Annotated in this window: 25 protein-coding genes and 1 other RNA gene; 14 read left to right on the plus strand and 12 right to left on the minus strand. The window is 73.1% G+C overall.

The annotated features are described in order from the left end of the window. Positions 1-8: 8 nt before the first annotated feature. Both AB8A24_RS15615 and AB8A24_RS15620 read right to left on the minus strand, forming a co-directional pair. Positions 9-1,445, minus strand: a complete 1,437-nt coding sequence (locus AB8A24_RS15615; RefSeq protein WP_369476125.1) for an HtaA domain-containing protein — start codon at positions 1,443-1,445, stop codon at positions 9-11. Between the two features lie 49 nt (positions 1,446-1,494). Beyond that, positions 1,495-2,901, minus strand: a complete 1,407-nt coding sequence (locus AB8A24_RS15620) for an HtaA domain-containing protein (RefSeq protein WP_369476127.1) — start codon at positions 2,899-2,901, stop codon at positions 1,495-1,497. Positions 2,902-3,016: 115 nt separating this feature from the next. On the opposite strand from AB8A24_RS15620, the gene AB8A24_RS15625 reads away from it, so the two are divergent. The 6 genes from AB8A24_RS15625 to efeU all read left to right on the plus strand — a co-directional run bounded on the left by AB8A24_RS15625 (position 3,017) and on the right by efeU (position 9,899). Continuing rightward, positions 3,017-4,030 (plus strand): ABC transporter substrate-binding protein, encoded by a 1,014-nt coding sequence (locus tag AB8A24_RS15625; protein ID WP_328963551.1) that lies wholly within the window; start codon positions 3,017-3,019, stop codon positions 4,028-4,030. 455 nt (positions 4,031-4,485) lie between these two features. Continuing rightward, a complete protein-coding gene (locus AB8A24_RS15630) occupies positions 4,486-5,496 on the plus strand; it encodes a FecCD family ABC transporter permease (RefSeq protein WP_369476170.1) in 1,011 nt (336 codons plus the stop codon). Next, positions 5,487-6,332, plus strand: a complete 846-nt coding sequence (locus tag AB8A24_RS15635) for a heme ABC transporter ATP-binding protein (protein ID WP_369476172.1) — start codon at positions 5,487-5,489, stop codon at positions 6,330-6,332. The genes AB8A24_RS15630 and AB8A24_RS15635 overlap by 10 nt, the downstream gene beginning before the upstream one ends. A gap of 189 nt (positions 6,333-6,521) precedes the next feature. Continuing rightward, positions 6,522-7,676, plus strand: a complete 1,155-nt coding sequence (gene efeO / locus AB8A24_RS15640) for an iron uptake system protein EfeO (protein ID WP_328963550.1) — start codon at positions 6,522-6,524, stop codon at positions 7,674-7,676. 32 nt (positions 7,677-7,708) lie between these two features. Next, positions 7,709-9,013 (plus strand): iron uptake transporter deferrochelatase/peroxidase subunit, encoded by a 1,305-nt coding sequence (gene efeB / locus AB8A24_RS15645; RefSeq protein WP_369476130.1) that lies wholly within the window; start codon positions 7,709-7,711, stop codon positions 9,011-9,013. Between the two features lie 25 nt (positions 9,014-9,038). Then, a complete protein-coding gene (efeU, locus tag AB8A24_RS15650; RefSeq protein ID WP_328963549.1) occupies positions 9,039-9,899 on the plus strand; it encodes an iron uptake transporter permease EfeU in 861 nt (286 codons plus the stop codon). 57 nt (positions 9,900-9,956) lie between these two features. Here the strand turns inward: efeU and AB8A24_RS15655 are convergent, their stop codons facing one another. From AB8A24_RS15655 to AB8A24_RS15665, 3 genes are all read right to left on the minus strand, one after another. Further along, positions 9,957-10,520 carry a GNAT family N-acetyltransferase gene (locus AB8A24_RS15655; RefSeq protein ID WP_328963548.1) on the minus strand — a complete coding sequence of 188 codons (564 nt, stop codon included), beginning with the start codon at positions 10,518-10,520 and terminating at the stop codon, positions 9,957-9,959. A 91-nt stretch (positions 10,521-10,611) separates the two neighbouring features. After that, positions 10,612-11,475 carry a PhzF family phenazine biosynthesis protein gene (locus AB8A24_RS15660; RefSeq protein WP_369476132.1) on the minus strand — a complete coding sequence of 288 codons (864 nt, stop codon included), beginning with the start codon at positions 11,473-11,475 and terminating at the stop codon, positions 10,612-10,614. Positions 11,476-11,584: 109 nt separating this feature from the next. Next, positions 11,585-12,346 (minus strand): SDR family oxidoreductase, encoded by a 762-nt coding sequence (locus AB8A24_RS15665; RefSeq protein ID WP_328963546.1) that lies wholly within the window; start codon positions 12,344-12,346, stop codon positions 11,585-11,587. Positions 12,347-12,454: 108 nt separating this feature from the next. Between AB8A24_RS15665 and AB8A24_RS15670 the strand changes: the two genes are divergently transcribed. Both AB8A24_RS15670 and AB8A24_RS15675 read left to right on the plus strand, forming a co-directional pair. Next, complete coding sequence (locus AB8A24_RS15670; RefSeq protein WP_328963545.1) at positions 12,455-13,768, plus strand: Bcr/CflA family multidrug efflux MFS transporter; 1,314 nt, start codon at positions 12,455-12,457, stop codon at positions 13,766-13,768. Positions 13,769-13,847: 79 nt separating this feature from the next. After that, a complete protein-coding gene (locus AB8A24_RS15675) occupies positions 13,848-14,852 on the plus strand; it encodes a small ribosomal subunit Rsm22 family protein (protein ID WP_369476135.1) in 1,005 nt (334 codons plus the stop codon). An 18-nt stretch (positions 14,853-14,870) separates the two neighbouring features. On the opposite strand, the gene ddaH is transcribed toward AB8A24_RS15675, so the two are convergent. Further along, a complete protein-coding gene (gene ddaH / locus AB8A24_RS15680) occupies positions 14,871-15,680 on the minus strand; it encodes a dimethylargininase (RefSeq protein ID WP_369476137.1) in 810 nt (269 codons plus the stop codon). Between the two features lie 144 nt (positions 15,681-15,824). Here ddaH and AB8A24_RS15685 point away from each other — a divergent pair, with 144 nt between their 5' ends. Both AB8A24_RS15685 and AB8A24_RS15690 read left to right on the plus strand, forming a co-directional pair. Further along, a complete protein-coding gene (locus tag AB8A24_RS15685; protein WP_328963543.1) occupies positions 15,825-16,436 on the plus strand; it encodes a TetR/AcrR family transcriptional regulator in 612 nt (203 codons plus the stop codon). A gap of 170 nt (positions 16,437-16,606) precedes the next feature. Beyond that, positions 16,607-17,356, plus strand: a complete 750-nt coding sequence (locus tag AB8A24_RS15690) for a bifunctional DNA primase/polymerase (protein ID WP_328963542.1) — start codon at positions 16,607-16,609, stop codon at positions 17,354-17,356. A 159-nt stretch (positions 17,357-17,515) separates the two neighbouring features. Here AB8A24_RS15690 and yaaA read toward each other — a convergent pair whose 3' ends face one another. Then, entirely contained in the window at positions 17,516-18,319 is an 804-nt protein-coding gene (gene yaaA, locus AB8A24_RS15695) for a peroxide stress protein YaaA (RefSeq protein WP_369476140.1), read from the minus strand. A 112-nt stretch (positions 18,320-18,431) separates the two neighbouring features. Here yaaA and AB8A24_RS15700 point away from each other — a divergent pair, with 112 nt between their 5' ends. After that, positions 18,432-19,874: an RNB domain-containing ribonuclease gene (locus AB8A24_RS15700; RefSeq protein ID WP_369476142.1), complete on the plus strand. Its 1,443-nt coding sequence runs from the start codon at positions 18,432-18,434 to the stop codon at positions 19,872-19,874. On the opposite strand, the gene AB8A24_RS15705 is transcribed toward AB8A24_RS15700, so the two are convergent. Both AB8A24_RS15705 and AB8A24_RS15710 read right to left on the minus strand, forming a co-directional pair. Beyond that, a complete protein-coding gene (locus AB8A24_RS15705; RefSeq protein ID WP_328963539.1) occupies positions 19,871-20,707 on the minus strand; it encodes a hypothetical protein in 837 nt (278 codons plus the stop codon). The two genes, AB8A24_RS15700 and AB8A24_RS15705, sit on opposite strands and share 4 nt — an antisense overlap. After that, on the minus strand, positions 20,704-21,438 hold the full coding sequence (locus tag AB8A24_RS15710) for a MerR family transcriptional regulator (protein WP_369476144.1): 735 nt from the start codon (positions 21,436-21,438) through the stop codon (positions 20,704-20,706). Before AB8A24_RS15710 ends, AB8A24_RS15705 begins: the two co-directional genes overlap by 4 nt. 77 nt (positions 21,439-21,515) lie before the next feature. On the opposite strand from AB8A24_RS15710, the gene rnpB reads away from it, so the two are divergent. Both rnpB and AB8A24_RS15720 read left to right on the plus strand, forming a co-directional pair. Next, positions 21,516-21,917: RNase P RNA component class A (rnpB, locus tag AB8A24_RS15715), an RNA gene on the plus strand. 111 nt (positions 21,918-22,028) lie between these two features. Further along, positions 22,029-22,376 (plus strand): hypothetical protein, encoded by a 348-nt coding sequence (locus tag AB8A24_RS15720; RefSeq protein WP_328963537.1) that lies wholly within the window; start codon positions 22,029-22,031, stop codon positions 22,374-22,376. Between the two features lie 115 nt (positions 22,377-22,491). Here the strand turns inward: AB8A24_RS15720 and AB8A24_RS15725 are convergent, their stop codons facing one another. From AB8A24_RS15725 to AB8A24_RS15735, 3 genes are read right to left on the minus strand one after another with little or no spacing between them, the layout of a single operon-like run. Further along, on the minus strand, positions 22,492-23,805 hold the full coding sequence (locus AB8A24_RS15725; protein WP_369476145.1) for a bifunctional RNase H/acid phosphatase: 1,314 nt from the start codon (positions 23,803-23,805) through the stop codon (positions 22,492-22,494). Beyond that, on the minus strand, positions 23,805-24,548 hold the full coding sequence (locus AB8A24_RS15730; RefSeq protein ID WP_328965996.1) for a C4-type zinc ribbon domain-containing protein: 744 nt from the start codon (positions 24,546-24,548) through the stop codon (positions 23,805-23,807). Before AB8A24_RS15730 ends, AB8A24_RS15725 begins: the two co-directional genes overlap by 1 nt. After that, positions 24,545-25,405, minus strand: a complete 861-nt coding sequence (locus tag AB8A24_RS15735; RefSeq protein ID WP_266390996.1) for a Nif3-like dinuclear metal center hexameric protein — start codon at positions 25,403-25,405, stop codon at positions 24,545-24,547. Before AB8A24_RS15735 ends, AB8A24_RS15730 begins: the two co-directional genes overlap by 4 nt. A 304-nt stretch (positions 25,406-25,709) precedes the next feature. On the opposite strand from AB8A24_RS15735, the gene AB8A24_RS15740 reads away from it, so the two are divergent. Next, positions 25,710-26,765: a hypothetical protein gene (locus AB8A24_RS15740; protein ID WP_369476147.1), complete on the plus strand. Its 1,056-nt coding sequence runs from the start codon at positions 25,710-25,712 to the stop codon at positions 26,763-26,765. Positions 26,766-26,785: the final 20 nt, after the last annotated feature.

A 26,785-nucleotide genomic window follows, 5' to 3' on the forward strand; every position in this document is an offset into this window, starting at 1 on the left:
AGCACGGCTCAGACCTGGGTCGTACGGCGCCTGCGCGCGAAGTACACCGCGCCCGCGCCGGCCACGATCACCACGCCGGAGGTGGTGAGCAGGGCCCCGGCCGGGATCTCGGCGCCGGTGTCGGCGAGGTTGCCGCCGACGGAGGAGCCGCCGCCGACGGTGCCGCCCGTACCGCCGATGGTGCTGCCGGTCGTACCGCCCGTGGTGCCGCCGGTTCCGCCGGTGGTGCCGCCGTTCGACCCGCCCGTCGACCCGCCCGTCGTGCCACCCGTCGTCGGCGGGAGGACGACGTCCTTGTCCACCGCCACGGCGAAGCTGAGCGGGTCCATCGCGTCGCCCGCCTTGTACATGGAGCCCTTGGCGTCGTTGGCGAAGGTGGCCGCGCCCTCGGCGGTGAAGGCCGCCGGGACCGCGTTCAGGGCCAGGAGGCCGTTCTTGGTCTTGTAGTCGGTCTTCGACAGGTCGAGCGTGGCGAAGCGAAGGCCCGTCTTGGCGCCGGAGGCGTTCTTGACGTCCACGTAGAGGGTGCCGGTCTTGCCGGTCGCCTCGACGCGGGGGTTGCCGAAGGTCATGTCGATGCCGTGGGCCGCGTACTGGAACCGGAGGCTGCCTTGGAAGGAGGCGTTCAGCTTCTGCTTCTTGACGTCCAGGTCGCCCTTGCCGAAGGCGAAGTCGAAGGTGTCGCCGTTCTTGGCGGCACCGCCGGCCGGGGTGATCGAGCCCGCGCTCAGCACGTACTTGCGGAAGGACTCCTTCACGCCCCACGTCAGCTTGCCGCTGAGCACCTTCTGCGTGTCGTCGGCCGGCGGCGTCGGGTTCTTGGTGGGCTGCTCCGGCGTGGGCTCGGGGGCGGGCTGCTCGAACTCCAGCTCGGCGTCGAGCGGGTCACCCGGCTTGTCCTTGTAGCTCGCCGAGCCGAGGGCGTCCGCGGCCTCCTGGGTGAGCGTGGTCGCCACGTTCGTCATCGACCGGTCGGTGAAGGCCACGGTGGCCATGGGCACGTCCTGGGTGGTCGTGCCGCCCTTGGTGAGGTCCGCGGTGAGCTTCTTGGTCCCGGTGTCGATACGGATGTCCGAGAGCTTGACCTCGAAGCCGTGGCCGGTCGGCGGGGCGGGCGAGGAGAAGGTGACGCTGCCCTTGAAGGCCGCCTTCACCACGTTCCCGCCGGCCGGCTCGTACGCGCCGGTCGGCTCGACGAAGCGCAGGGTGCCGTCCTCGTTCTGCTTGGCCCCGTCCGCGACGGTGATGGTGCCCTTGGCCATGCCGGTCACATAAGCGCGGTAGCTCGCGAGCACACCCCAGTCGAGGGTGCCGCCGGTGATCTTCATCGGCTCGGTGGGCGGGCCGCCCGCGGCGGTGGCGGGCAGGGCGAAGGCGGTGGCGCCGAGCGCCGCGGCGGTCAGGACCGCGGCCGCGAGGGAGATCGGGCGTCGGATGGACGACATGGCTGGGCACTCCTGAAGGAACAGGGGGAAGGGGAGAGGAGGGGGTTGCCTACTGGGGCGCGTCGGTCGGCGTCGGCGATTCGGCCGCCGTACGACGCTTGCGCACCACCAGGAACGTGCCACCGCCGGCCAGGAGCAGGACGGCCACGGCGAGGGCGATGAAGAGCCCGGTGTTCGAGGACTCCGTGGCCTTCGCGGCGGGGGCGGACTCGGCGGACGGCGACGCGGACGCGGGGGCGGGCGAGGCCGTCGAGCCCAGGTCGGGCAGGGCGGGCAGCTGGGCGGTGGCGTCCAGGGCGACGGCGAGCGAGACGGGGTCCATCTCGGTGCCGGCCTTGTACATGGAGTTGAAGGCCTGGGAGCCGCCCTCGGTGAGGGTGGCCGGGGCTTCGGTCAGGGTGGCCAGCTTGCCCTCGGTCTTCAGACCCTTGGCGTCGAACTCCACGAGCGGCACGGCGTTCTTCGTCGCGCCACCGGTGGTGACGTCCGCGGACAGGACGCCCTTGCCGTTCTCCACCTTCACGCTCATCTTGCCGAGGGTGAGGTCCAGGTGGGCGCCGGTGAACTGGACCGTACCGGCGAAGGCCGCGTCAAGAGCGCCCTTCGCGCCGTCGAACGAGCCCTTGCCCTGCGGGAAGCGGAACAGTGCGCCGCCGTCCTGGGCACCCTCGGCGAGGGTCCACCTGCCCTGACCGACCGAACCGGTGACGTACTCACGGAAGGTACGCCGCACCCCCCAGTCGACGGCGGCGTCGGCGAAGGCTCCCGGCGCCTGCGGGGTCTGCGCGGTGGCGCTCGGCTGCGCGGCCGTGGCCGACGGCGCGGGCTCGGCGGACGGGGCGGTCTTGACGTCGGCGGAGAGCGAGACGGGGTCGAGCTGGGTGCCGGCGCCGTAGTAACCGGCGAAGGCCTTGGCACCTTCCGCGGTGAGGGTGGCCGGGAGGTTCGTGAGGGACAGCGGGCTCGCTCCGCCCTTCATGTTGATGCCGCCGACGCCGAGCGAGGCGAAGGCGACCTGCGACTGCTCGGTGACCGCGCCGCTGTCCTTGGCCTTGCTGGAGACGTCGACGTACAGGGTGCCCTTGCCGCCGGAGATCTTGACGGTCGGGCGACTGATCGTCATGTCCAATTCGTGGACACCGTCGGGCTTCTGATGGCCCTGGAAGGTCACCCCGCCCGAGTACGAGGCCTCGAAGGCACCGGAGTCGGGGTCGTAGGAACCGGCCGCGGAATGGAAGCGGAAGAGACTGCCACCCACGGTGGCCGCGCCACTCTTCAGCTTGAAACCACCTTTTGCCACCGGACCCGTGACATAACTCTGGAAGGACGATTTGATGCCCCAGTCGAGTCGACCCCCCTGTACGGTGCCCGCCTGAGCGGCGGTCGCCGGGAGCAGCGCGCCCAACAGGGCCGCCAACAGGGCGACGGCGAACGTACGGACGGGTCTCGTGGGCATGAATGCCCCCTCCTCAGGTCTAGCGAGCAAGGTTAGGCTAACCTAAGCTAACCGCGACCGGATGAACACCCCCCGGTCTCCAGAACCTCAGTCGGACGATCAGGACGGTGCCTTCGTGCCTACGCCCGCCGCGTCAACCCGCTTTCCCCGTCTCGCAGTTGCCGTGGCAGCACTGGCACTCGCGCTGACGGCCTGCGGAGGTACGGCCACCACCCCGGGCCCATCCGCCCCCAGCGCGGCCGCGGTCCCGGATCGGCTGGAACCGCTCCCGACGCCACAGCCCGCCCTGCCGGTCACCGTGCCCTCGGTCGACGGCGCCCAGGTCACGATCACGTCCGCGGACCGGGTCGTCCCCCTCAGCGGCAGCCTCAACGAGATCGTCCACACGCTGGGCCTCGGCAAGCAGGTCGTCGCCCGGGACATCACGGCCACCTTCGAACAGGCCGCCCAGCTACCGGTGGTGACACGTGGACACGACGTCTCCGCGGAGAGCGTCCTGTCCCTGCGCCCCACCCTCGTCATAGCGGAGACCACCAGTGGCCCCGGAGAAGCGATCCAGCAGATCCGCGACGCCGGCGTCCCGGTCCTCGTCATCGCCCCCGCCAAGGGACTGGACGACGTTCCGAAGCGGATCGACGCCGTGGCCGCCGCCCTCGGCGTCAAGGAGGCCGGCACGCAGCTGAACCAGCGCACCGCGGACCGGATCGCCGCCGCCCGCAGGAACGTTCCCGCCTCCACGGCCAAGCAGCCCCGGGTGGCCTTCCTCTACCTCCGCGGCACCGCCTCCGTCTACCTGCTGGGCGGCTCGGACTCCGGAGCGGCCTCACTCCTCGAAGCGGCCGGCGCTGTCGACACCGGCAAGGAGTCCGGCCTCGGCAAGGACTTCACCCCGATCACCAGCGAGGCCCTGGCGGCCGCCGCCCCCGACGCCATCCTGGTCATGTCCAAGGGCCTCGAATCGGTCGGCGGCATCGACGGCCTGGTCAAGATCCCGGGCGTCGCCCAGACCCCGGCCGGCATGGACCGCCGCGTGGTCACGGTCGACGACGGCGTCCTCCTCAACTACGGCCCCCGCACCGACCAGGTCCTCTCCTCCCTGGTCACCCAGCTCTACGGCCGCCTGCGGTGACCCGCTACGACCCCGAGGCAAGGTCCGCTCCCGGCATGGACTCCAGCAAACCGACCACCACGGCGGCACCGCACGGCCCCGACGGGGCCGAAAGCACCGCACCCGCAGACCGGTCGGCCGGTCCCGACGGGGCCGGAGGCGCACCGGGCCGATCCCCGCACGGTCCCGACGGGCCCGGAGGCGTACCAGGGCAGTCCCCGCGCGGTTCCGACGGGGCCGGAGGCGTACCAGGGCAGTCCCCGCGCGGTTCCGACGGGGCCGGGGGCGTGTCGGGGCGATCCCCGCAGGGCGCCGAACGCACTGCCGCCCGACGTTCCGACCCCTCGTCACGTTCGGCGCCCGAGGAGACGCCCCGGCGCGCACCCGGCCCCGGCGGAACCGCCCCCACCACCGCCCCCGCCCCCGCAAAGCCCCCCAACCGCAACCGCAGCGGCAGCCGCACCCGCCGCCCCGCCCTGCTCACCACCGCTCTCGTCGCCGTCCTCGCCGTCCTCGCCCTCGTCTCCGCGGGAACCGGCGCCTACGACATCCCCCTCGGCGACGTCCTCGCCTCCGTCCAGCACCACCTCGGCCTCGGCGGCGCCCCCCTCGACCGGGTCGGCGAGAGCGTGCTGTGGAACGTCCGCCTCCCCCGCGTCGTGCTCGCCCTGCTCGTCGGCGCCGCCCTCGGCTGCGCGGGCGCGCTCATGCAGGGCGTCTTCGGCAACCCCCTCGCCGAGCCCGGCGTCATCGGCATCTCGGCCGGCGCCGCCGTCGGCGCGGTCGCCGCCATCGGCCTCGGCCTCAGCTTCTTCGGCAACTGGACCATCACCGTCTGCGCGTTCGTCGCGGGCCTGATCACCGTCAGCTCGGTCTACCTCCTCTCCCGCAACGCCGGGCGGACGGAGGTCGTCACCCTCATCCTCACCGGCATCGCCGTCAACGCCTTCGCCGGCGCCCTCATCGGCCTGTTCGTCTTCTTCGCGGACAGCGGCCAGGTCAACCAGATCACCTTCTGGCAGCTCGGCTCCCTCGCCCAGGCCACCTGGCCCAAGGTCCTCGCCGTCCTGCCGTGCGCCGTCGCCGGCCTGCTCGTCGCCCCGCTCTACTCCCGCCGCCTCGACCTGCTCGCGCTCGGCGAACGCCCCGCCCGCCACCTCGGCATCGACGTCGAACGGCTGCGGCTCTCCCTCATCCTGGTCGTCGCGCTGCTCACCGCCGCCGCCGTCGCCGTGGCCGGCGTCATCACCTTCATCGGCCTGCTCGTCCCGCACCTGCTGCGCATGGCCAACGGCCCCGGCCACCGCTTCCTGGTCCCCGGCAGCGCCCTCGCCGGCGCCGTCGTCCTGGTCGCGGGCGACCTGGCCGCCCGGACCCTCGCCCAGCCCGCCGAGCTGCCGCTCGGTGTACTGACCGCCCTGCTCGGCAGCCCCTTCTTCTTCTGGCTGCTGCGCCGCACCCGCCGTAAGCAAGGAGGCTGGGCGTGACCAGCAAGCTGACCGGGCTGCTCGCCCGTGGTCGCCGAACCGTCCCGGCCCGGCCCGCCCCGGGCGACGCCGTCGCCGAGGCCGTGGACCTGCGCCTGCGGCTCGGGCGGCGCGAGGTGCTGGCCGGCATCGACCTGACCGCCCGGGCCGGCGAGGTGCTGGCCCTGGTCGGCCCCAACGGCGCGGGCAAGTCCACGCTGCTGGGCGCGCTCGCCGCCGATCTGCCCGCCGCCTCCGGCGTGATCCGGATCGACGGCCGCCCGGTGGGCGAGTGGAGCGCCCCGGATCTCGCGTTGCGCCGCTCCGTACTCCCCCAGTCGGCCGCACTGTCCTTCCCCTTCCCGGTGGAGGAGGTCGTACGGATGGGTCGCGCGCCCTGGGCCGGCACCCCCCTCGCCGAGGCCGACGAGGAGGCGGTGGCCGTCGCCATGGCCGCCACCGAGGTCACGGACTTCGCCGCGCGCCCCTTCTCCGCCCTCTCCGGCGGTGAGCGGGCCCGGGTCGCACTGGCCCGCGTACTGGCCCAGCGGGCCCCGTTGCTGCTGCTCGACGAACCGACCGCCGCCCTCGACCTGCGCCACCAGGAGCTCGTGCTGCGCATCTGCCGGGAGCGGGCCGCGGCCGGGGACGCGGTCGTCGTCGTCCTGCACGACCTGGGGCTCGCCGCCGCCTACGCGGACCGGGCGGCCGTCCTGCACGACGGGCGGATCGCCGCGGACGGCCCGCCGGCCGAGGTGTTCGAGGGCGAGCTGCTGAGCCGGGTCTACCGGCAGCCGGTGGAGGTGTTCCCGCACCCGCGCACCGGGGCCCCACTGGTCGTCCCCGTCCGGACTTGACCGTCGCTTGACCGTGTCATGGGGCTGTCATGGAGGGCCCGTGACAGGGCCGTGTCCATGGCCGAAAGCCGTGAGCTGAATCACGGTACGCGGGGGTATGGGTGAGGTAAGCCTCGGTTAAGTTAGGTCCGCCTCATCGGCCTCTCCCCCTTCGGGACGGCCCCTTCGTCCGACGCCAGGAGCCCCCACATGCGCCCCGCTCGCCTCACTGTCATCGCCGCTGCCTCCGTGGCCGCCGCCCTGACCGCCGTCACCGGCTGCTCCCAGAAGAGCGAAGCGGGCGGCAACGACGCGATCAAGGTGGCGGCGTCCGACAGCGCCTGCGAGGTGTCGAAGACGGAGTTCCCCTCCGGCAAGGTGCAGATCGACGTCGAGAACAAGGGCTCCAAGGTCACCGAGGTCTACGTCCTCTTCCCGGACGCCCGCATCGTGACCGAGCGCGAGAACATCGGCCCCGGCACCAAGGCCTCCATCACCGCCGAGATCAAGGCGGGCGACTACGAGATCGTCTGCAAGCCCGGCATGAAGGGCGACGGCATCAAGCAGAAGGTCAAGGCCACCGGCAAGGGCGGCGCCGAGGAGAAGCGCAGCCCCGAGATGGACGCCGCGGTCGCCGCCTACCGCGCGTACGTGGTCCAGCAGGCCGAGGAGACCCTTCCCAAGGCGCAGGCCTTCGCGGACGCGGTGAAGGCCGGTGACATCGAGGGCGCGAAGAAGCTCTACGCCACCTCGCGCATCGGCTGGGAGCGCACCGAGCCGGTCGCCGAGTCCTTCGGCGACATCGACCCCAAGGTCGACGTCCGCGAGGACGGCCTGGAGGCCGGTCAGGACCTGGAGAAGGACTGGACCGGCTGGCACCGCCTGGAGAAGGCCCTGTGGGCCGACAACAAGATCGGCGACCGCGAGAAGCAGCTCGCCGACACCCTGATCACGGACCTCACCGACTGGCAGAAGAAGGTCGGCCAGGCGGAGATCACCCCGACCTCGATCGCCAACGGCGCCAAGGAGCTCCTCGACGAGGTCGCCACCGGCAAGGTCACCGGTGAGGAGGAGCGCTACTCGCGCACCGACCTGGTCGACTTCAAGGCCAACGTCGAGGGCGCGCAGAAGGCGTACGAGCTCCTCAAGCCGATCGCCTCGAAGAACGACCCGGAGCTGGTCAAGCAGCTCGACACCCAGTTCGCGGCGCTGACCGTGCTGCTGGACAAGTACCGCACCGACAAGAACGGCTACGAGTTCACCTCGTACGACAAGGTCGGCGAGCCGGAGCGCAAGGAGCTGTCGGACGGCGTGAACGCGCTCGCCGAGCCGCTCTCCAAGCTCGCCGCAGCGGTCACCAAGTAGCCGGCGGAGACGGAAGCAGGCGGGAGAGAATGATGACCGAGTCGGACTCGGCTGCTCAGCAGCCGCAGCACTCTCAGCAGGACGGCGACGGTGCGGTGCCGGCCCCCGCCGCGGCTCCTTCGCGGCGTGCGGTGCTGGGCTGGGGCGGGGCCGGGTTCGCGCTCGGCGCCGCCGCGGCCGGCGGTGCGGTGACCGCGTTCGGCGGCGGCCCGGACATGGTGTCGGCGGCGGCCGCCGGGGCGTCCGTGTCGTTCCACGGCGAGCACCAGGCCGGTATCGCGAGCGCCGTGCAGGACCGCCTGCACTTCGCGGCCTTCGACGTGAAGACGAAGGACCGCGAGGAACTGATCAAGCTCCTCAAGGAGTGGACGGTGGCGGCCCGGCTGATGGCGGCCGGTCTGCCGGTCGGTGAGGGCGGCTTCGGCGGCCTCCCGGAGGCCCCGCCGGACGACACCGGCGAGGCGCTGGGCCTGAAGGCCTCCCGGCTCACCCTGACCATCGGCTTCGGGCCGGGCCTGTTCGCCAAGGACCGGTTCGGGCTGGAGGGCAAGCGTCCCGAGGCGCTGGTGGACCTGGAGCTGTTCCCCGGCGACAACCTGGACCCGGCCCGCTCCGGCGGCGACCTCTGCGTCCAGGCCTGCGCCGACGACCCGCAGGTCGCCGTGCACGCGATCCGCCAGCTGGCCCGCATCGGCTTCGGCCGCACCGCCATGCGCTGGTCGCAGCTCGGCTTCGGCAAGACCTCGTCGACCACCCCCGACGAGCAGACCCCGCGCAACATGATGGGCTTCAAGGACGGCACCCGGAACATCTCCGGCACCGACAAGGCCGCCCTGGACAAGCACGTGTGGGTCGGCGCGGGCGACGGCAGCGACTGGCTGACCGGCGGCTCGTACCTGGTGGCGCGCCGGATCCGGATGAACATCGAGACCTGGGACCGCACCCCGCTCCAGGAGCAGGAGGACATCTTCGGCCGTGACAAGGGCGAGGGTGCCCCGGTCGGCAAGTCCCGGGAGCGCGACGAGCCGTTCCTGAAGGCGATGAAGCCGGAGGCGCACGTGCGCCTCGCGCACCCGGACACCAACAACGGTGCGACGATCCTGCGCCGCGGCTACTCCTTCACCGACGGCACGGACGGACTGGGCCGCCTGGACGCGGGCCTGTTCTTCCTCGCCTACCAGCGCGACATACGCAAGGGCTTCATCCCGATCCAGCGCAATCTGGCCCGGTCCGACGTCCTCAACGAATACATCCAGCACGTGGGTTCGGCCGTCTTCGCCGTCCCGCCGGGCGTCCGTGACAAGGACGACTGGTGGGGCCGGACGCTGTTCGCGTAGTCCCCGCCGGAGAGGAACCACCGCCGTGTTCGGCAACTATCTGATCGGCCTGCGCGAGGGGCTGGAGGCCAGCCTGGTCGTCTGCATCCTCGTCGCGTACCTGGTGAAGACCGAGCGCCGGGACGCCCTGCGTGCCGTGTGGCTGGGCATCGCGATCGCCTGCGCGCTCTCCCTCACCTTCGGCGCGATGCTCGAATTCGGCACCCAGGAGCTGACCTTCGAGGCGCAGGAGCTGCTCGGCGGCACCCTGTCGATCATCTCGGTGGGTCTGGTGACGTGGATGGTCTTCTGGATGAAGCGCACCGCGCGGCATCTGAAGGCCGATCTGCACGGCAAGCTCGACACGGCGCTGGCCATGGGTACCGGGGCCTTGGTCGCCACCGCGTTCCTGGCCGTCGGCCGGGAGGGCCTGGAGACGGCGCTGTTCGTGTGGGCGTCGGTACGGGCCAGCGGCGAGGGTTCCTCGGCGCCGCTGATCGGTGTGCTGCTGGGCATCGCCACGGCGATCCTGCTGGGCTACCTCTTCTACCGGGGCACGCTGAAGATCAATCTGGCGAAGTTCTTCCGGTGGACCGGCGCCATGCTGGTGATCGTGGCCGCGGGCGTGCTCGCGTACGGGGTCCACGACCTCCAGGAGGCCCGCTTCCTGGGCGGCCTGGGCGACAAGGCCTTCGACATCAGCGAGACGATCCCGCCGGACAGCTGGTACGGGACCCTGCTCAAGGGCGTCTTCAACTTCCAGCCCGACCCCACGGTCCTCCAGCTCACGGTGTGGCTGCTGTACCTGGTCCCCGTGCTGACGCTGTTCCTCCTCGACCGCGGCCGCCCGGCCGCGCCGAAGCTGCGGCCCGCGGACTCGGACTCGGACTCGACGCCCGCCAACTGAGCGGACGTCTCCCGGAGACTGCCGCCGACAGGCTGTGGTGGGGGGCCCTCGGGCCCGTCACCACAGCCTGTCGGTGTTTCCGGGGTGGAGCGGGACGCGGACGCCCGTGAAGGCGGCACGGTCCCGGTCCGGGTCGTCCGAGAAGAAGGCCGCGAGCACCACCTTGTCGAAGCCGGGATCGTCGGTGGCCAGGGGATCCTCGGGGGTCCCGCCCACCAGGACCGTGCCGGGCAGCACTTCGAAGCCGGCCGCCTCGTAGAAGGCCGCCAGGGGCCGGTCGCAGCTGAACAGCGCCAGGTCCACGGCCGGGTCCGCCGCCAGCTCGGCGCGGGCCTGCGCCACCATCCGGCCACCGAGCCCGCGGCCGCGCAGCCCTGTCCGCGTCACGACGGAACTCAGCCCGGCGGCCCGGTACGTGCGGCCCGCGAGCGGAACCGGCTTGTACAGCAGCGACAGCGCGACCACCACCGTCCCGACGCCGCCCACGAGCAGCATCGTCCGCGGGTGCAGCGCCGGGTCGTGCCCCGGAGTGGAGCCCGGCCACGCCCTCGCCTCCAGCTCGGCGATCTCGCGTGCGAGCTCCGTGGGCAGGTCCGCCTCCGCGAAACGCAGCACCCTCATCGGCGGACCTCCGAACTCGATCTCAGCGAAGCTGCCGGGGGCGCTGCCCCCGGCACCCCGCGCCCCGGGCGTCGGCGGGACCGGATCTCGCTCATGGGATGCGGACGCCCTCGCCGCCCACCCTGACCCGCGGGTCACCGGAACGCAGTTCCACGGTGAGCACGCCGGGGCGGCCCAGGTCCGTTCCCTGGTGGAGGGTGAGCACGGCGTCCGCCGGGACCAGGCCGCGCTCGCGGGCGTACGCGCCGAAGGCGGCCGCGGCGGCTCCCGTGGCGGGGTCCTCGATCACCCCGCCGACCGGGAAGGGGTCGCGTACGTGGAACTCCGCCGGGCCGGCCCGGTGCACCAGCTGGACCGTGGTGAGGTCCAGGCGCCGCATCAGGGCCTCCAGCCGGTCGAAGTCGTAGGCCAGGTCCGCGAGCCGGACCCGGGTGCGGGCGCCGATCACCAGGTGCCGCGCCCCGGCGTAGGCGATCGCGGGCGGGAACGCCGGGTCCAGGTCGGCCTCGGGCCAGTCCAGCGCGGCCAGTGCTTCCGCGAGGTCCTCGGCGCCGATCTCCTCGGTGTGCGGCTCGACGCTGGTGAGCGTGGCCCGCAGCCGCCCGCCCTCGGAGGTGACGGACACCGGTACGGTCCCCGCCCGGGTGGCGAGGAGGAGCTCCCCCGGCCCGATCCGCTCGCCCAGCGCCACGGCCGTGGCCACGGTCGCGTGCCCGCAGAAGGGGACCTCCGCCTTCGGGCTGAAGTAGCGCACGGTGAAGGAGCGGCCCTCCGCACCGCCGAACCCCTCGGGCGGGGCGGTCAGGAAGGCCGTCTCGCTGTAGCCCAGCTCGGCGGCGATCTTCAGCATGGCGTGCTCGTCCAGCCCGGTGGCGTCGAGCACGACCCCGGCCGGGTTGCCGCCGTCCGGGTCGTGGGAGAAGGCGGTGTAGCGCAGTACCTCGGGATCGGTCATCCGGCCATGATCGACCGCGTCCCCACGGCCTGGCAATGCGATTCCCGCGGTGGAGCCGGCGCGGCTCGGCGGTGGAACCGGCACGGCTCGGCGGTGGCTCGGCGGTGGCTCAGCCGCGGCCGATGTACGGCATCGAGGTCGCCATCACCGTCGCGAACTGCACGTTCGCCTCCAGCGGGAGCTCCGCCATGTGCAGCACCGTGCGGGCCACGTCGGCGGCGTCCATCACCGGCTCGACGGCCAGCTGCCCGTTGGCCTGGAGGATGCCGGTCTGCATCCGCTCGGTCATATCGGTCGCCGCGTTGCCGATGTCGATCTGGCCGCAGGCGATCCGGTACGGCCGTCCGTCCAGCGACAGGGACTTGGTCAGGCCGGTCATCGCGTGCTTGGTCGCGGTGTAGGCGATGGAGTTCGGGCGCGGCACGTGCGCCGAGATGGAGCCGTTGTTGATGATGCGACCGCCCTGCGGGTCCTGTCGCCTCATCTGCCGGAAGGCGGCCTGCGCGCACAGGAAGGAGCCGGTGAGGTTGACGTCGACGACCGAGCGCCAGGCCTCGTAGGTGAGGTCCTCCAGCGGGACCCCGCCCGGGCCGAAGGTGCCGGCGTTGTTGAAGAGCAGGTCGAGGCGCCCGTACCGGGCCCGGACCGACTCGAACAGCGCAGTCACGTCGTCCGGATCGCTGACGTCCGCCCGTACGCACAGCACGTCGGCGCCTTCCCCGGCGGCCGCGGCGGTCTCCTCCAGCGGCTCGGTGCGCCGGCCGGTCACGGCCACGGCCCAGCCCGCGGCGGCCAGGGTCAGCGCCACGGAGCGGCCGATCCCGGAGCCGGCGCCTGTCACCACGGCGATCTTCTTCGTACTTTCATCCATGGGGCCGCAGGGTACGTCACACGGCGCCCCGTTCCCCGGACGTTCCGATTGCTGAGAGCATGGGTCGGTCAGGGGTGCGTAGATCAGATGAGCAGACTGGAGTTCCGCATGTCGGAGAGAGGCCCCGCGACGGCCGCCTCGCGCGACTCGTCGCCCGCGTCACCCCCCGTCCCCACCGCTTCGACACCCCTGAAGGCCGCCCGCCGCACGAGCCTGCTGGTCACCTTCGTACTCGGCGGGCTCACCGCCCTCCCCCCGCTGTCCATGGACATGTACCTGCCGGCCCTGCCGCAGGTCACCGACGCCCTGAACAGCCCTGCCGCGACCATCCAGCTCACCCTCACCGCCTGCCTCGCCGGCATGGCCATGGGCCAGCTGGTCATCGGCCCGATGAGCGACAAGTGGGGCCGCCGCCGGCCCCTGCTCATCGGCATGCTCGTCTACGTCCTGGCCACCGCGATCTGCGCGCTCGCCCCGACCGCCGAGCTGCTCATCGCCTTCCGGCTGCTCCAGGGCCTGGCCGGCGCCGCCGCGATCGTCATCGCCCGAGCCGTCGTACGCGACCTGTACGACGGCGAGGAGATGGCTCGTTTCTTCTCCACCCTGATGCTCATATCCGGGGCCGCCCCGATCATCGCCCCGCTCATCGGCGGCCAGGTGCTGCGCTTCGCGGACTGGCGCGGGGTCTTCGTCGTCCTCACCGTCGTCGGCGCGGCGCTCACCCTGCTGGTCTGGCGAGCCCTCGGCGAGACCCTGCCGCCCGAGCGGCGGCACACCGGCGGCGTCGGCTCGGCCCTGCGGACCATGCGCGGCCTGCTCGGCGACCGCGTCTTCGCCGGCTACACCCTGACCGGCGGCTTCGCCTTCGCCGCGCTCTTCTCCTACATATCCGCCTCGCCGTTCGTGATCCAGGAGATCTACGGGGCCTCGCCCCAGGCCTTCTCCCTGCTCTTCGGGCTCAACTCCGTCGGCCTGATCCTCGTCGGCCAGATCAACGGCAAGCTGCTGGTGGGCCGGGTCAGCCTGGACAAGGTCCTGGCCGTCGGGCTCGCGGTGGTCACCGTCGCCGCGGTGGCCCTGCTGCTGATGTCGACCGGCGTCTTCGGGAAGGTCGGGCTGACCCCGATCGCCGCCGCCCTGTTCGTGCTGATGTCGGCGATGGGCGTGGTCCTGCCGAACACCAACGCGCAGGCCCTGATGCGGACCCCGCACGCGGCCGGATCGGCCTCCGCGCTGCTCGGCACCACCTCGTTCCTGGTCGGCGCGATCGCCTCGCCCCTGGTGGGCATCGCGGGCGAGGACACGGCGGTCCCGATGGCCCTGGTCCAGCTGGTGTGCGCCGTGCTGGCCCTGAGCGCCTTCTTCGGCCTCTGCCGCCCGTGGCAGAGCACACCCGCCACATCAGGCCCCACCGGCGTTTGAGGCGCGCGGTCCGGGGCGGAGCCCGATCCCCCAGCCGCACCGGACCGGCGGCCCGGCACCGGCGGCATAAACTTCGCGGGTGAACGTCTCCGCCCCCACCTCCGCCGACACCCTCCGCCGCACGCTCGGCGGCCTGCTCGACGGGCTCCCCCCGAAGCAGGCCACTGCCGCCGTCGAGCGGCTCATCGCCAGCTACCGGGGGCAGACCCCGACCGACGCGCCCGTACTGCGCGACCGCTCCGACGTGGCGGCGTACGCGGCGTACCGGATGCCCGCCACCTTCGAGGCCGTCCGGGGCGCCCTCGACGGGCTGGCCGAGGCCGCGCCCGACTGGGCGCCGGGCTCGCACGTGGACGTGGGCGGCGGCACGGGCGCCGCGACCTGGGCGGTGGACGCCACCTGGGACGGCCCGCGGGAGACCACGGTGCTGGACTGGGCGGAGCCGGCCCTGGCCCTCGGCCGGGAACTGGCGGCGGCGTCCACCTCGGAGGTGCTCCGCGCCGCGGTCTGGCGCCGGGCGGTCATCGGCTCCGGGCTGACCCTGCCCGAGGCGGACCTGGTGACGGTGTCCTACGTACTCGGCGAACTGACCGCACCGGCGCGCACGGCCGTCGTCGCCGAGGCTGCGCGGGCCGGCCAGGCCGTGGTGCTGATCGAGCCGGGCACGCCGGAGGGCTACCTGCGCATCCGCGAGGCCCGCGACCAGCTGATCGAGGCCGGGCTGCGGATCGCCGCCCCGTGCCCGCACGACGGGACCTGTCCGATCGAGGTCGGCCAGGACTGGTGCCACTTCTCGGCGCGGGTGAGCCGGTCCTCCCTGCACCGCCAGGTCAAGGGCGGCTCGCTCCCCTACGAGGACGAGAAGTTCAGCTACGTCGCCGCCACCCGCTTCCCGACGGAGCCGGCCGCCTCCCGGATCACGCGGAAGCCGCAGATCCGGAAGGGGCTCGTCCTGCTGGAACTGTGCGGCCCCGAGGGGAGCGGCCTGACCCGGGTCAACGTGACCAAGCGCCAGGGCGACCTCTACAAGGCCGCCCGGGACACCGACTGGGGCCAGGCCTGGCCCCCGGCACCGCAGCCGTAGCCGCAGCCGTGGCCGGTCCTACGGGCGCAGCTCCTGGGTGCAGCACTTCACGCTGCCGCCGCCCTTGAGCAGCTCGCCCAGATCCATCGGGACCGGCTCGAACCCCCGGTCCCGCAGCGGCTCCAGCAGGCCGATCGCCGCCTGCGGGAGCAGGACGTGCAGGCCGTCGGAGACCGCGTTCAGGCCGAGGGCGGCCGCGTCCCGGCCGTCGGCGATCAGGGCGTCCGGGAAGAGCCGCCTGAGCACTCCCCGGCTGCCGGGCGAGAAGGCCTCCGGGTAGTACATGATCTCGTCGCCGTCGAGGACGCTGAGGGCCGTGTCCAGGTGGTAGTAGCGCGGGTCCACCAGGTCGAGGCCGATGACCGGACGGCCGAAGAACTCCTGGGCCTCGTCGTGCGAGAGCGGACTGGAGCGGAAGCCCCGGCCGGCCAGGATGTAGTGCTCGGTGACCGCGAAGTCCCCCTCGCCCTCGTTGACGTGCGAGGGCTCGTGGATGTCCGTGTAGCCGTTGCCGCGGAACCAGTCGAGGTGCCGCTCGGCCTCGGCGGTCCGTTCCGGGTAGGCGAACCGGGCCCCGAGGACCCGGCCGTCGACGACGAGAGCCCCGTTCGCCGCGAAGACCATGTCGGGCAGGGCGGGGTCGGGTTCGAGGGTCTCGACGATGTGGCCGAGGGAGCGGTAACGGTCCCTCAGGTCTTCCCACTGGGCCAGTGCGAGGGGCAGGTCCACCGGTTTCGTGGGATCCATCCACGGATTGATGGAGTACGTGACCTTGAAGTGTGCGGGTGGGCACATCAGGTAGCGCCGGGGTGTGGCGTCTCTGCGCAAAGAAGGCTCCTCACGACTTTCACGACTCGGGACGAGTGCTGGAGAGAATCGTCTCTCCTCCACCTGGACAGCACAGTGAACTGATTGGGTGGTTTACGCAAACCTGGAAAAAGACGAGACGTCTCGCTTTGGTAATTTCGGGCCATGCCCAAGACCCCTGACGCCACCCGCCGCAGCGACCGCTCCCGGCGCGCCATCCTCGACTCCGCGCTCACCCTCGTCGGAGAGGTCGGCTACAACAAGCTGACCATCGAGGCCATCGCCGCCCGCGCGGGTGTCGGCAAGCAGACCATCTACCGCTGGTGGCCCTCGAAGGCCGCCGTCCTCCTCGACGCCTCGCTCGCCCTCGCCGGGGACGCGGAGACGGAGGCCGAGTGGACCGGCTTCCCCGACACCGGGGATCTCGCGGCCGATCTGAAGCAGGTACTGCGGGCGACGGTCGACCAGTTCAACGACGAGAAGTACGACGCCCCCACGCGCGCCCTGACGGCGGCCGGCGCCACCGACCCCGAGCTCGGCGCCCGCTTCACCGAGCAGCTGCTGGAACCCCAGCTCGCCCTGTACGAGGCCCGGCTGCGCACGGCCCGGGAGGCCGGCCGGCTCGCCCCTGACACGGACCTGCGGCTGATGGTGGAAATGCTCGTGGGACCGCTCACCTACCGCTGGCTGCTGCGCACCGCGCCCCTGACGCACGCTTACACCGACGCGCTCGTGGACCGGGTGCTGGGCGGGGTGGCCAACGTCACCGCCCGATAGCGGGCAGGGAATCGAAGATCGGCCGAGAACATTTGGCCGGATTCTATGGTTATGTGGGGGTTTCCGGTCGCGTATCTCCAACCCCCCGGTCGTCAAGAGCGGTCACCCGGGGCTCAGGATGGTGGGACGATGGGTTGGTCCGCCGGGGATACGGTGAGGTGAGGGGATAGATGGGGTCTGAGTCCGGCCGCGTCAAACGCGGCGAGCAGAGCAGGATTTCCCAGTGGCTGCGCCGGCGGCAGAAACCCACCGCCGAGGACCCCGGAGTGGAGCGCGAGGCGCTCCTCCTGGCCGTCGCCGCCGCGGGCCTGCCGCTCGCCCCCGCCGCCCATCCCGCCGGTTACCGATGTTCGTGCGACCGGATCGGCTGTCCGACGCCCGCACGGCACCCCGTCTCCTTCGCCTGGCAGACCCAGTCGACCACCGACCGCGCCCAGGTCGAACGCTGGGCGCGCAACCAGCCCCAGGCCAACTTCATCACCGCGACCGGCATGGTCCACGACGTCCTCGACGTCCCGCTGGAGGCCGGCACCGCCGCCCTCGCCCGACTGCTGGCGGCCGGGATCGAGGTCGGCCCCGTCGCCGAATCGGGCGGCACCGGCGAACAGGCCCGGATGCTCTTCTTCACCGCCACCCGCGGCACCCCCGAGGACGAGGACGAGTGGTGGCCGTGCGTACTGGACTGCCACCCCGAGACGATGGACGAGCACCCGGGCCTGCGCTGGCACTGCCGCGGCAGCTACGTCCTGGTCCCGCCGGCCGCCCTCCCCGGTGACCAGGCGGTGACCTGGATCCGCGGCATGGAGCACCCCCTCCCGGACCCGCTCACCCTCCTCGAAACCCTGACGGACGCCTGCGCCGCCTACGCGGGCGCCGCCGACCGCACCCCGGCCACGGTGGCCTGGCCCCTGGGCCAGTAGCCCGGGCGGCCGCCACCGCTTGATCCTTCGGGGCTCCGCCGAGGGCGACCCCGCCGCGCAAGCGACCCGGGCTCCGCCCGGACTCGGGGCTCCGCCCCGTACCCCCGCGCCTCAAAACGCCGGCGAGGCTGGATCGGGCGGAGCCCCCGGTACGGCGCGTCAGTGGTGGATCTGCGTCACGACCACGTCGAGGGACCATGCCTTGGCCGCCTTCGCCGGGGCCTCGGCCTCGACCGTGTACCCCAGGTCCCGCAGGGCCGTGACCAGCTCGGCGGGCGAAGCCGGCGCGGCCCCCGCCGTCAGCAGGTCCCGTACCAGCCGACCCTTCGTCGCCTTGTTGAAGTGGCTCACCACCGACCGCTTCTCCACCCCGTCCACCAGCTGCGAGTGCAACACCCGGACGGTCGCGGTCCGCCCCGCCACCTCACCCTTCGGCTTCCACGCGGCCCCGTACGCCGCCGACCGCAGGTCCAGCACCAGCCCGTCCCCGGCCGCCTCGGGCATGACCTCCGCCATCGGCCCCCGCCAGTACGCGCCCAGCGCGCCCGACCCGGGCAGCTTCACGCCCATCGAGCAGCGGTACGAGGGGATCGCGTCGGTGATCCGCACCGCGCCCCACAGCCCCGAGAAGACGAGCAGCGCGTCCTCGGCCGACGCCCGCGCCGCGGCCGGCAGGTCGGCCAGGCCGAGCGCGTCGTAGAGCACGCCCGTGTAGATCTCGCCCGCCGGACGGGCCCCCGCCGTACGCAGCTCCGCGTTCTTGGCCACCTCGCCGCGCAGGCCCTCGCTCAGGCCCAGCACCTCGCGCGCCTTCAGCTCGTCCGCCGCGCACAGCTCGACCAGCTCCTCCAGCACCGCCGCACGGGCCGGAGCGAGACCAGGCAGGGACAGCGCCTCCGGCTTCAGGGGTGCGCCGGAGCCGCCGGCGGCCTTTCCTTCGGACGGCGGCAGCAGCACGAGCACGGTGGTTCTCCTTCGGTACGACGTCGCAGGGGGTGCGGCCCCCGAGCCAGGGTAGACGTCCGCCGCCCCCGCTCGTCGCGCCGTCCGGGCCCCCCGCACCTACGCTCGACGCATGCCACGCCGTCAGATGCACATGACCGGCGCAGACGGGACTGCTCTGCGGGCCGCGCTGCGCGAACTGCGGACGAAGCTGGAGGTGCCCGAGGCGTTCCCGGCCGCCGTCCTCGCCGAGGCCGAGCAAGCGGCGGCGCACCCCCGCCTGCCGGAGCTGGACAGTACGGACACCCCCTTCTTCACGATCGACCCGCCGGACTCCGTCGACCTCGACCAGGCCATGCACCTGGCGAAACGCTCCGGCGGCGGTTACCGGGTCCGGTACGCCATCGCCGACGTCGCCGCCTTCGTCACCCCGGGCGGCGCGCTCGACGCCGAGGCCCACCGCCGCGTGGCCACCCTGTACTTCCCCGACGGGAAGGTCCCGCTGCACCCGGCCGTCCTCTCGGAGGGCGCGGCCAGCCTGCTGCCCGACCAGATCCGCCCGGCCCTGGTGTGGTGCTTCGACCTGGACCCCGACGGCCGGGTCGAGACCGTCGACGTCCGCCGCGCGTTGATCCGCAGCCGGGCCAGGCTCGACTACGACGGCGTCCAGAAGGCCCTCGACACCGGTACGGCGGAGGAGCCGCTCGCCCTCCTCAAGGACATCGGCCGGCTCCGCGGGGCCCTGGAACAGGCACGCGGCGGCATCTCCCTCAACGTGCCCGAACAGGAGATCCTCGAGCGCGACGGCACCTACTCCCTCGCCTACCGCGCCCCGCTGCCCGCCGACGGCTGGAACGCGCAGCTCTCCCTGATGACCGGCATGGCCGCGGCCGATCTGATGCTGGCCACCGGCACGGGCATCCTGCGTACGCTGCCCAACGCCCCCGACGGCGCGGTCGGCAAGCTCCGGCGGACGGCGAAGGCCCTACGGATCGACTGGCCGCACCACGTGCCGTACGCCGAACTCGTGCGCTCCCTCGACCCGCACCGCCCCGCCCACGCCGCCTTCCTCCAGGAGTGCACGGCCCTGCTGCGCGGCGCCGGCTACACGGTGTTCACCGGCGGCGAGAGCCCCGACCCGGCGATCCATTCCGCGGTGGCGGCCCCGTACACGCACTGCACCGCGCCGCTGCGCCGGCTCGTCGACCGCTACGGCGGGGAGTTGTGCCTGGCGGCGGTGGCCGGGACGGAACCGCCATCGTGGGTACTGGAGGCCCTTCCCGCGCTCCCGGACGAGATGGCGGAAGGCAGCCGGCTGGCGAACACGGTCGAACGGGAGTCCGTGGACCTGGTCGAGGCCGCCGTGCTCAAGGACCGCGTCGGGGAGACGTTCGAAGCCACGGTCATCGACGTCAAGGACCGGGAGCCGCTGGTGGGCACGGTCCACCTGGAGGACCCTGCGGTGGTCGGACGCATCCGGTCCACCACGCTCGACCTGCCCCTGGGCGACCGGATCCGGGTCCGGTTGACGGAGGCCGACCCGGGCACCTCGAAGATCCTCTTCGCGCCCGCCTAGGCTCCGGCGGGCTGCCGACGCAGGGCGGTGACCAGCGCGCGCGGGTCGTCGGCGTGGAAGCGGACGGTCCGGGCCTCGCCCGTGGCGCCGAGCGGCCGGGTGAAGCGCAGCGGCCGGTTCAGTTCCAGGGTGACGGTGGTCTGGCTGCCGACGATGAGGTCGAGCACCCCGTCCTCGGACAGCGTGACCAGCCGGCCCTCGGGGTAGCGCCGGTCCACCCGTACGGAGGCCACCGCGTCCGGCGGGACGGCCAGGTCGAACAGGGCCCCGTAGCGGATCCTCAGCGACCCGTCGGGGCGGACCACGTGCGGCCGGGTCACGCACGTGGCGTGCAGCGCGAGGACGAGCAGGATGCCGTACACGTCCAGCACCAGCATCACCCGGTGCACCGTCGGCCAGGGGATGAGCAGGGCCAGGCCGACGGTCTCGATCACCGACACGAAGAGCAACCCGTACATCATGGCCGTCTGCGGTCCGGTGTACGCGGCGGCGAGGTCCCCGGGGCGCACCCCGTGCCTGCCGCGGACGGCCCACCGGCCGAGGGCGGCGACGGCGCGCAGCTCGTGCCGTACCAGCCGCCGCACCTGCACCGGGACCACGGCCCGGACCGCCGCGCGGCGTGCGGCCCGGCGGTCCGCGCCGCGGGCCCGCTCGGCGGCGTAGAGGCCGTACAGCACCCAGGCCTCCAGCAGCAGCACGCCGGCGACGAGCGCCTCGGTGGCGGCGAGCGCCCAGCCGGGCAGGCGCACCCCGGCCACCAGGCACACCACGAGCACCAGCTCCGCCGGAACGACGGCGGTGACGGCGATGCGCGCCGCCCGTATGCGGGTCATCCCCGCCCCCTCTCGATGAACGCCTCCATGACGAGGCGGACGACTTCGGCCTGCGCGGGCGCGTACTCGGCGAGCAGCGCCTCCTTGAACCCGGCCACGACCACCCCGTCGGTGGGGACCGCGGCGAACACCTCGTCGGGGACGGCCGCCACCAGCTCCGCCGCCAGGGGCGGGATCCGGGGATCTTCCACGGGCGCGTCGGCGAGTTCGTCGAGGCGCACGTACAGCGCGAGCACGGCGGGATCGGCGGCCAGCGGGCCGAGCGCGGCGTAGATCTCCTGGCCGCCCACCCCCGTCGCGTCGAGGAGGGTCAGGTGTTCGCGGTCCTTGGCGGCGGCCGGCGAGTCGGTCCGCGGCGCCTTCGCCAACAGTGCGGCGAGCCCGGGCGAGAGGGGCTCGGCCTCTCCCGGCCCGGCGGCGAGCAGCACGGCGAGCCGGCGCCGCCGCTCCTGGATCTCGGCCTCCTGCCGGGCGAGGTCGGCGTCGAGTTCCGTGAGGACCTCGGCCAGTTCGCGCCCGGCGTCGTCGGCGAGGACGTCCCGCACCTCGTCGAGGCCGAGCCCGAGCTCGGTGAGCCGGCGTACGCGGGCCAGCAGGACGGCGTCACGGAGGCTGTAGGCCCGGTAGCCGTTGGGGCGCCGCTCCGGTTCCGGGAGGAGCCCGACATGGTGGTAGTGCCGGATCGCCCGGGTGGTGACTCCGACGACCGCGGCGATCTCTCCGATCCGCATGCCCCCAGTAGAAACCCTGCCGCTGCGTCAAGGTCAAGCCGGGTCGTCGCCACGGGTAACATGGTCGCCACGGCAGACGAGTCGGCCGGGCGGCCGCGTCGGGGTCTCAGGATCCCGCCGAGGAACGTCCGGGCTCCACAGGGCAGGGTGGTGGCTAACGGCCACCCGGGGTGACCCGCGGGACAGTGCCACAGAAAACAGACCGCCAGGGGCTTCGGCCCTCGGTAAGGGTGAAACGGTGGTGTAAGAGACCACCAGCGCCTGAGGTGACTCAGGCGGCTAGGTAAACCCCACCCGGAGCAAGGTCAAGAGGATCCGTCCCCGGACGGGTCTGCGCGAACGATCGAGGGCTGCTCGCCCGAGTTCGCGGGTAGACCGCACGAGGCCGGTGGCAACACCGGTCCTAGATGGATGGCCGTCTCCCCGGCGACCGCGAGGTCACCGGGCGACAGAACCCGGCGTACAGGCCGGCTCGTCTGCCTTCTCCACCCCCGTTCGGGGTGCCGCCGAAGATCCGGGTGGCCGCCGCGATCCCGGCGATCGGTGCACACGCCTATCGGCGGTCCGGCCGATGCGGCACTCTCAGCCACATGACCGAGCACCCTGCCCGCGCGGCCGCGGCTGCCGCGCACCTACGTGAACTCGCCGAAGCGACCACCGACCCCCGCAACGCCTACGCGAGCCCCGCCGAGATCGCTGCCGTGACCGGGAGCCTGCGCGAGCTCGCCCGCCATCTCGAGGACGCGTTGCGCCACTTGGAGACCCATGTGCGGCGGCGGGACAAGGGCGACTGGGTCCCGCCGGACGGGGAAGCGCACCGCCCGTACGCACGGCAGGCGGGCGATGCCGTCCAGTCCGCCCAGGCCGAAGCACGGAACATGGTTCGCGACCTCGACCGGGCCATGAACGCCCTCGGCCCCTTCAAGGCCGCGCCCTGACCGGCACACGGACGCGGACACGGGCGCCGACGCGGGCGCCGACGCGGACACGGGCGCGGTGACGATCCGCCCCCGCCGGCGGGTCGCCGTCGGCGAGGGCCTTCCCGTAGCGGGTCTACCGCAGGTGGGACGTGTCGTTCAGGAGGCGGACCGAGGCGTTGCCGTCCGCGTAGTAGGCCACCGCCGACAGGGAGGCCGCCGAGAGTTCCATGCGGAACAGGGCTTCCGGCGGGGCGCCCAGGGCGAGGCGGACCAGGATCTTGACCGGGGTCACGTGGGTGACCAGCAGGACCGTGCGGCCCGCGTACGCGGACAGCAGGCGGTCGCGGGTCGCCGAGATCCGGCGGGTGGCGGAGAGGAAGCTCTCGCCGCCGCCCGTCGGGGCCGCCTTCGGGGAGTCCAGCCACGCCTGGAGGTCGTCCGGGAAGCGCTGCTGCACCTCGGCGAAGGTCAGGCCCTCCCACGCCCCGAAGTCCACCTCGCGCAGGCCCTCTTCGACCGTCACCGTGAGGCCGAGACGGTCCGCGACCGCCTGCGCGGTCTCCCGGCAGCGGCGCAGCGGGGAGCTGATGACCGTTTGGATGGTGCCGCGGGCGGCCAGCGCCTCGGCGACCGCGGTGGCCTGTCGCAGGCCCGCCGGGGACAGTTCGGGGTCGCTGCCGCCGCTGCCGGAGAAGCGCTTCTGCGGCGTGAGGGCCGTCTCGCCGTGCCGCAGCAGCACGAAGGTGGCCGGCGCCCCCATGTCCGGGCCCCAGCCGTGGCTGCCGGTGGCGACCGCCGGCGCGTCGGCGTCGAGGCAGGGCTCGATCGCCTCCGTCAGGGCCTCGGCGTCGGCGAACAGCGTGTCCGCGAGCTCCTGGGCCGCCGTGCCCGCGGCGGCGGTGACCAGGGCCGCGCGCACGGCCGCGGCCCCCTTGGCCGCGTCCCCCGGCGGACCCACCGGAGCCGGCGGGGTGGCCAGGGCGCGCGCCGCACCGTGGTCGAGGGCGGCCGTGGACGCCGACGGCTCCCACTGCTTGCCGCGCTTGCCCGCGTCCATCGCCTCGTTCGCGAGCCGGTCCGCGTGCTTGTTCTGCTCGCGCGGGATCCACTCGTACGTCACCTGGGCGCGCGGCAGGATCCGCGCGGCCTCGGCGGCGAGCGGCTTCATGTCCGGGTGCTTGATCTTCCAGCGGCCCGACATCTGCTCGACGACCAGCTTCGAGTCCATCCGGACCAGGACCTGCGCGTCGGAGGCGAGCTCACGGGCCGCCGCGAGCCCGGCGATCAGACCCTTGTACTCGGCCACGTTGTTCGTCGCGACACCGATGTACTCCGCACGCTCGGCCAGCGTCTCGCCCGTCGCCGGGTCGAGCACCACCGCGCCGTAGCCGGCCGGCCCCGGGTTGCCCCGGGACCCGCCGTCCGCCTCCACGACAAAGCGCGGCATCAGATGCCCGAGTCGGCCGTACGGACCAGGATGCGGCCGCAGTTCTCGTGACGGACGATCCGGTCGCGGGCCGCGGCCTTGATCTCGTTGACCTCGGCCATGTCGAGCTCCAGCCGGCAGCCCTCGCAGCGGCGCTGGTAGAGGCGCGCGGCACCGACCCCGCCCTGCTTGACGCGGATCTTCTCGTACAGCGCCATCAGGTCGGCCGGCATGGACGCGACGATGACCTCGCGGTCCTTGGTGACCTTCGCGACCTCGGTGTCGATCTCGGAGGTCGCCGCGTCGCGGCGCGCGGTGGCGTCGGCGGCCTTGGCCTCCAGGGCCGTGACGCGCTCGGTCAGCTCGGTGACGCGCTCCTGCGCACCCTCCAGACGCTCCATGACCTCCAGGACCACGTCCTCCAGGTCACCCTGACGCTTGGCGAGGGAGACGACCTCGCTCTGCAGGTTCGCCAGGTCCCGGGCCGAGATGCCCACGCCCGAGTCGAGCCGCTGCTGGTCGCGGACGGCGCGCTGGCGCACCTGGTCCACGTCCTGCTCCGCCTTGGTCTGCTCGCGCGCGGTGTCGCTCGCCTGGGTCTGGGCGGCGACGAGCAGGTCGCGCTGCTGCGCCAGGTCCTTGGTGAGCGAGTCGAGCTCGGCGTGCTCGGGCAGCGACTTGCGCTTGTGGGCGAGCTGAGACAGCCGGACGTCCAGCGCCTGGACGTCGAGAAGTCGGATCTGGTCGGCGGGCTCGGCGTTCAGTTGGGGGCTCCAGAGATAGAAGGGGGTGTGACGGACGGCGCGTGGGCCGTCCAAGGGTCGGTGACCGTGTGCGAGACGTGGGTCCGCAGACCCCAGCCATGGCGCTCGGAGACGGCGTCGAGCTGCGCGGCCGCCTGCTCGCACCAGGGCCACTCGGTGGCCCAGTGCGCGGCGTCGACGAGGGCGAGCGGGCGGCTCGTCTCGCGGGCCTCGGACGCCGGGTGGTGACGCAGGTCGGCGGTCAGGAAGACGTCCACACCGGCGGCGCGGACCTGCTCGAAGAGGCTGTCGCCGGAGCCGCCGCTGACGGCGATGCGGCGGACCGGCATGTCCGGGTCGCCGGCCACGCGGATGCCCTGTGCGGTCGGCGGCAGCCAGGCCGCGGCGCGGGCCGCGAACTCGCGCAGGGTCTCGGGGTGGTCCAGTTCGCAGATCCGGCCGAGGCCGCGGCGGCCTTCCGGATCGGTCGGGTCGGGCACCAGCGGGCCGGTGATCCGCAGGTCGAGGGCGCCGGCGAGGGCGTCGGAGACTCCCGGGTCGGCGGTGTCGGCGTTGGTGTGCGCGACGTGCAGCGCGATGTCGTTCTTGATCAGCGTGTGCACGACGCGGCCCTTGAAGGTGCCGGCCTCGACGGTGGTGGTGCCCCGCAGGTAGAGAGGGTGGTGGGTGATGATCAGATCGGCGCCCAGCTTCACCGCCTCGTCGGCGATCTCCTGAACGGGGTCCACGGCGAACAGGACCCGGGTGACCTCGGCGTCCGGGTCGCCGCAGACGGTTCCTACGGCATCCCACTGCTCGGCCCGCGAGGGGGGCCAGAGAGCGTCCAGCGCGGCGATGACTTCAGAGAGACGGGGCACGGGCCAAGGCTACCGTCCGGGGCGACCGTCCCGGTCAGGACAGCCCTGCCGGACGAGGCCCCCACCCCGCGGGCCGGACATACCGGAATATTTCCGTCCACCGTCCTGCCCCGGTCCCGGCCCCGAAACCGGCCGCGGGCCCCCGCCCCGATGCCGAACAGCACAAACGCCTCGTCCGCCACGCGCGAATCGCCGCCCGGACACCCGTATGTGTGAAGCGGTGTTGGTGGTGTTGTTCGCCGTGATGCCCGAAAACTAGCTTCCCCCCCGGAGGTGACCACGGATGACTGTCTGTGCCATCGAAATGACGACCACGACCGCGTTCACCATCGCCGCGGACGGGTCGTACGCCGCCCGGCTGGCCGGGGAGGGCGACGCCCTCTACGCGGAGCGCTGGACCCTCGCCGGGCCGGAGGCGTACGCGGTACCGCTGCCGCTCGCGCAGCCCGAGGAGGCGGACAGCGAGGTGCTGCCGCTGGCCGACGGGCGGGTGCTGATCCACCGGCGGGTGGCGGAGCGGCACGCCTTCGCACTGCTGTACCCGACGGGAGCCGAGACCGGGCCGAGCACCGGCGAGCTCCAGCTGGGCGGGGTGGCCGCGCGCGAGGGCGTACGGGTGCGCCTGCTCCCGCCGTGCCCGGCCGGATCCGGTGCCTTCGCCCTGGCCGCGGAGGACACCGTGACCACGGTCTGGCAGGTGACCGGGGACCCGTCGGGGCCGCGGCCCGTCGCCCGGATCCCGGGACGGTGCTCGGGCGGCGTCTGGCTGGACCGGGCGGGCCGGCTGCTGGCCCTGGACCGCGAGCTGGAGGGCATCACCAAGGCCGTCGCCGTGGACCTGGGGAGCGCCGCGGTGTCCCCGCTGCTGCAGATCACCGAGGACAGCGACGACCGGCTGCTGCTGGCCGACCCGGACAGCGGGCTGCTGCTGATCCGCTCCGACGCCCCGGGCACCGCACGCCTCGGCTGGGGCGTGCTCGGCAGCTCCCTGCCCGTCCGCTTCCCGGAGTGCCTGGCCCGACTGGGTGACGCCCGGCCGTTCGCGGTCCAGCCCGGCCAGTCCCTGATGCCGGAGACCTGCGGGGTGGCGTTGCGGCTGCCCGAGGGCGACATCGGGCTGTGGCGGCCCGCCGACCGGCAGGTCTTCCGGCTCGCCGCCCCGACGGGCTGGCTCGGCGGGAGCGGCCTGTGGAGCGCGCAGGGCCGTCTGCACCTCCCGTACGCGACCCCCGAGGTGCCCTGCGGGATGGTCGGCCTGAACCTGCCGGTCCCGCCTCCCCCGCCGGTGGTCCTGGAGCCGCCCACGCCGACCGCCCCCCGCCCGGTCCCGCTCCAGCAGGCACCGCTGGCCGGGCGCTAGGCCGGGGGGCGCCGCCTGCG

It is taken from the genome of Streptomyces sp. BF23-19 (genome assembly GCF_041106355.1).
Lineage (GTDB): Bacteria > Actinomycetota > Actinomycetes > Streptomycetales > Streptomycetaceae > Streptomyces > Streptomyces virginiae_A.

Excerpts from the sequence above, each read along its gene's own strand:
- AB8A24_RS15690 (WP_328963542.1), top strand. The coding sequence starts at position 16,607 with ATGGGGTCTGAGTCCGGCCGCGTCAAACGCGGCGAGCAGAGCAGGATT.
- AB8A24_RS15700 (WP_369476142.1), top strand. The coding sequence starts at position 18,432 with ATGCCACGCCGTCAGATGCACATGACCGGCGCAGACGGGACTGCTCTG.
- efeB (WP_369476130.1), top strand. The coding sequence starts at position 7,709 with ATGACCGAGTCGGACTCGGCTGCTCAGCAGCCGCAGCACTCTCAGCAG.
- efeO (WP_328963550.1), top strand. The coding sequence starts at position 6,522 with ATGCGCCCCGCTCGCCTCACTGTCATCGCCGCTGCCTCCGTGGCCGCC.
- AB8A24_RS15740 (WP_369476147.1), top strand. The coding sequence starts at position 25,710 with ATGACGACCACGACCGCGTTCACCATCGCCGCGGACGGGTCGTACGCC.
- AB8A24_RS15620 (WP_369476127.1), bottom strand. The coding sequence starts at position 2,901 with ATGCCCACGAGACCCGTCCGTACGTTCGCCGTCGCCCTGTTGGCGGCC.
- AB8A24_RS15720 (WP_328963537.1), top strand. The coding sequence starts at position 22,029 with ATGACCGAGCACCCTGCCCGCGCGGCCGCGGCTGCCGCGCACCTACGT.
- AB8A24_RS15725 (WP_369476145.1), bottom strand. The coding sequence starts at position 23,805 with ATGCCGCGCTTTGTCGTGGAGGCGGACGGCGGGTCCCGGGGCAACCCG.
- AB8A24_RS15670 (WP_328963545.1), top strand. The coding sequence starts at position 12,455 with ATGTCGGAGAGAGGCCCCGCGACGGCCGCCTCGCGCGACTCGTCGCCC.
- AB8A24_RS15615 (WP_369476125.1), bottom strand. The coding sequence starts at position 1,445 with ATGTCGTCCATCCGACGCCCGATCTCCCTCGCGGCCGCGGTCCTGACC.
- AB8A24_RS15685 (WP_328963543.1), top strand. The coding sequence starts at position 15,825 with ATGCCCAAGACCCCTGACGCCACCCGCCGCAGCGACCGCTCCCGGCGC.
- AB8A24_RS15660 (WP_369476132.1), bottom strand. The coding sequence starts at position 11,475 with ATGACCGATCCCGAGGTACTGCGCTACACCGCCTTCTCCCACGACCCG.
- AB8A24_RS15705 (WP_328963539.1), bottom strand. The coding sequence starts at position 20,707 with ATGACCCGCATACGGGCGGCGCGCATCGCCGTCACCGCCGTCGTTCCG.
- AB8A24_RS15665 (WP_328963546.1), bottom strand. The coding sequence starts at position 12,346 with ATGGATGAAAGTACGAAGAAGATCGCCGTGGTGACAGGCGCCGGCTCC.
- AB8A24_RS15710 (WP_369476144.1), bottom strand. The coding sequence starts at position 21,438 with ATGCGGATCGGAGAGATCGCCGCGGTCGTCGGAGTCACCACCCGGGCG.
- AB8A24_RS15655 (WP_328963548.1), bottom strand. The coding sequence starts at position 10,520 with ATGAGGGTGCTGCGTTTCGCGGAGGCGGACCTGCCCACGGAGCTCGCA.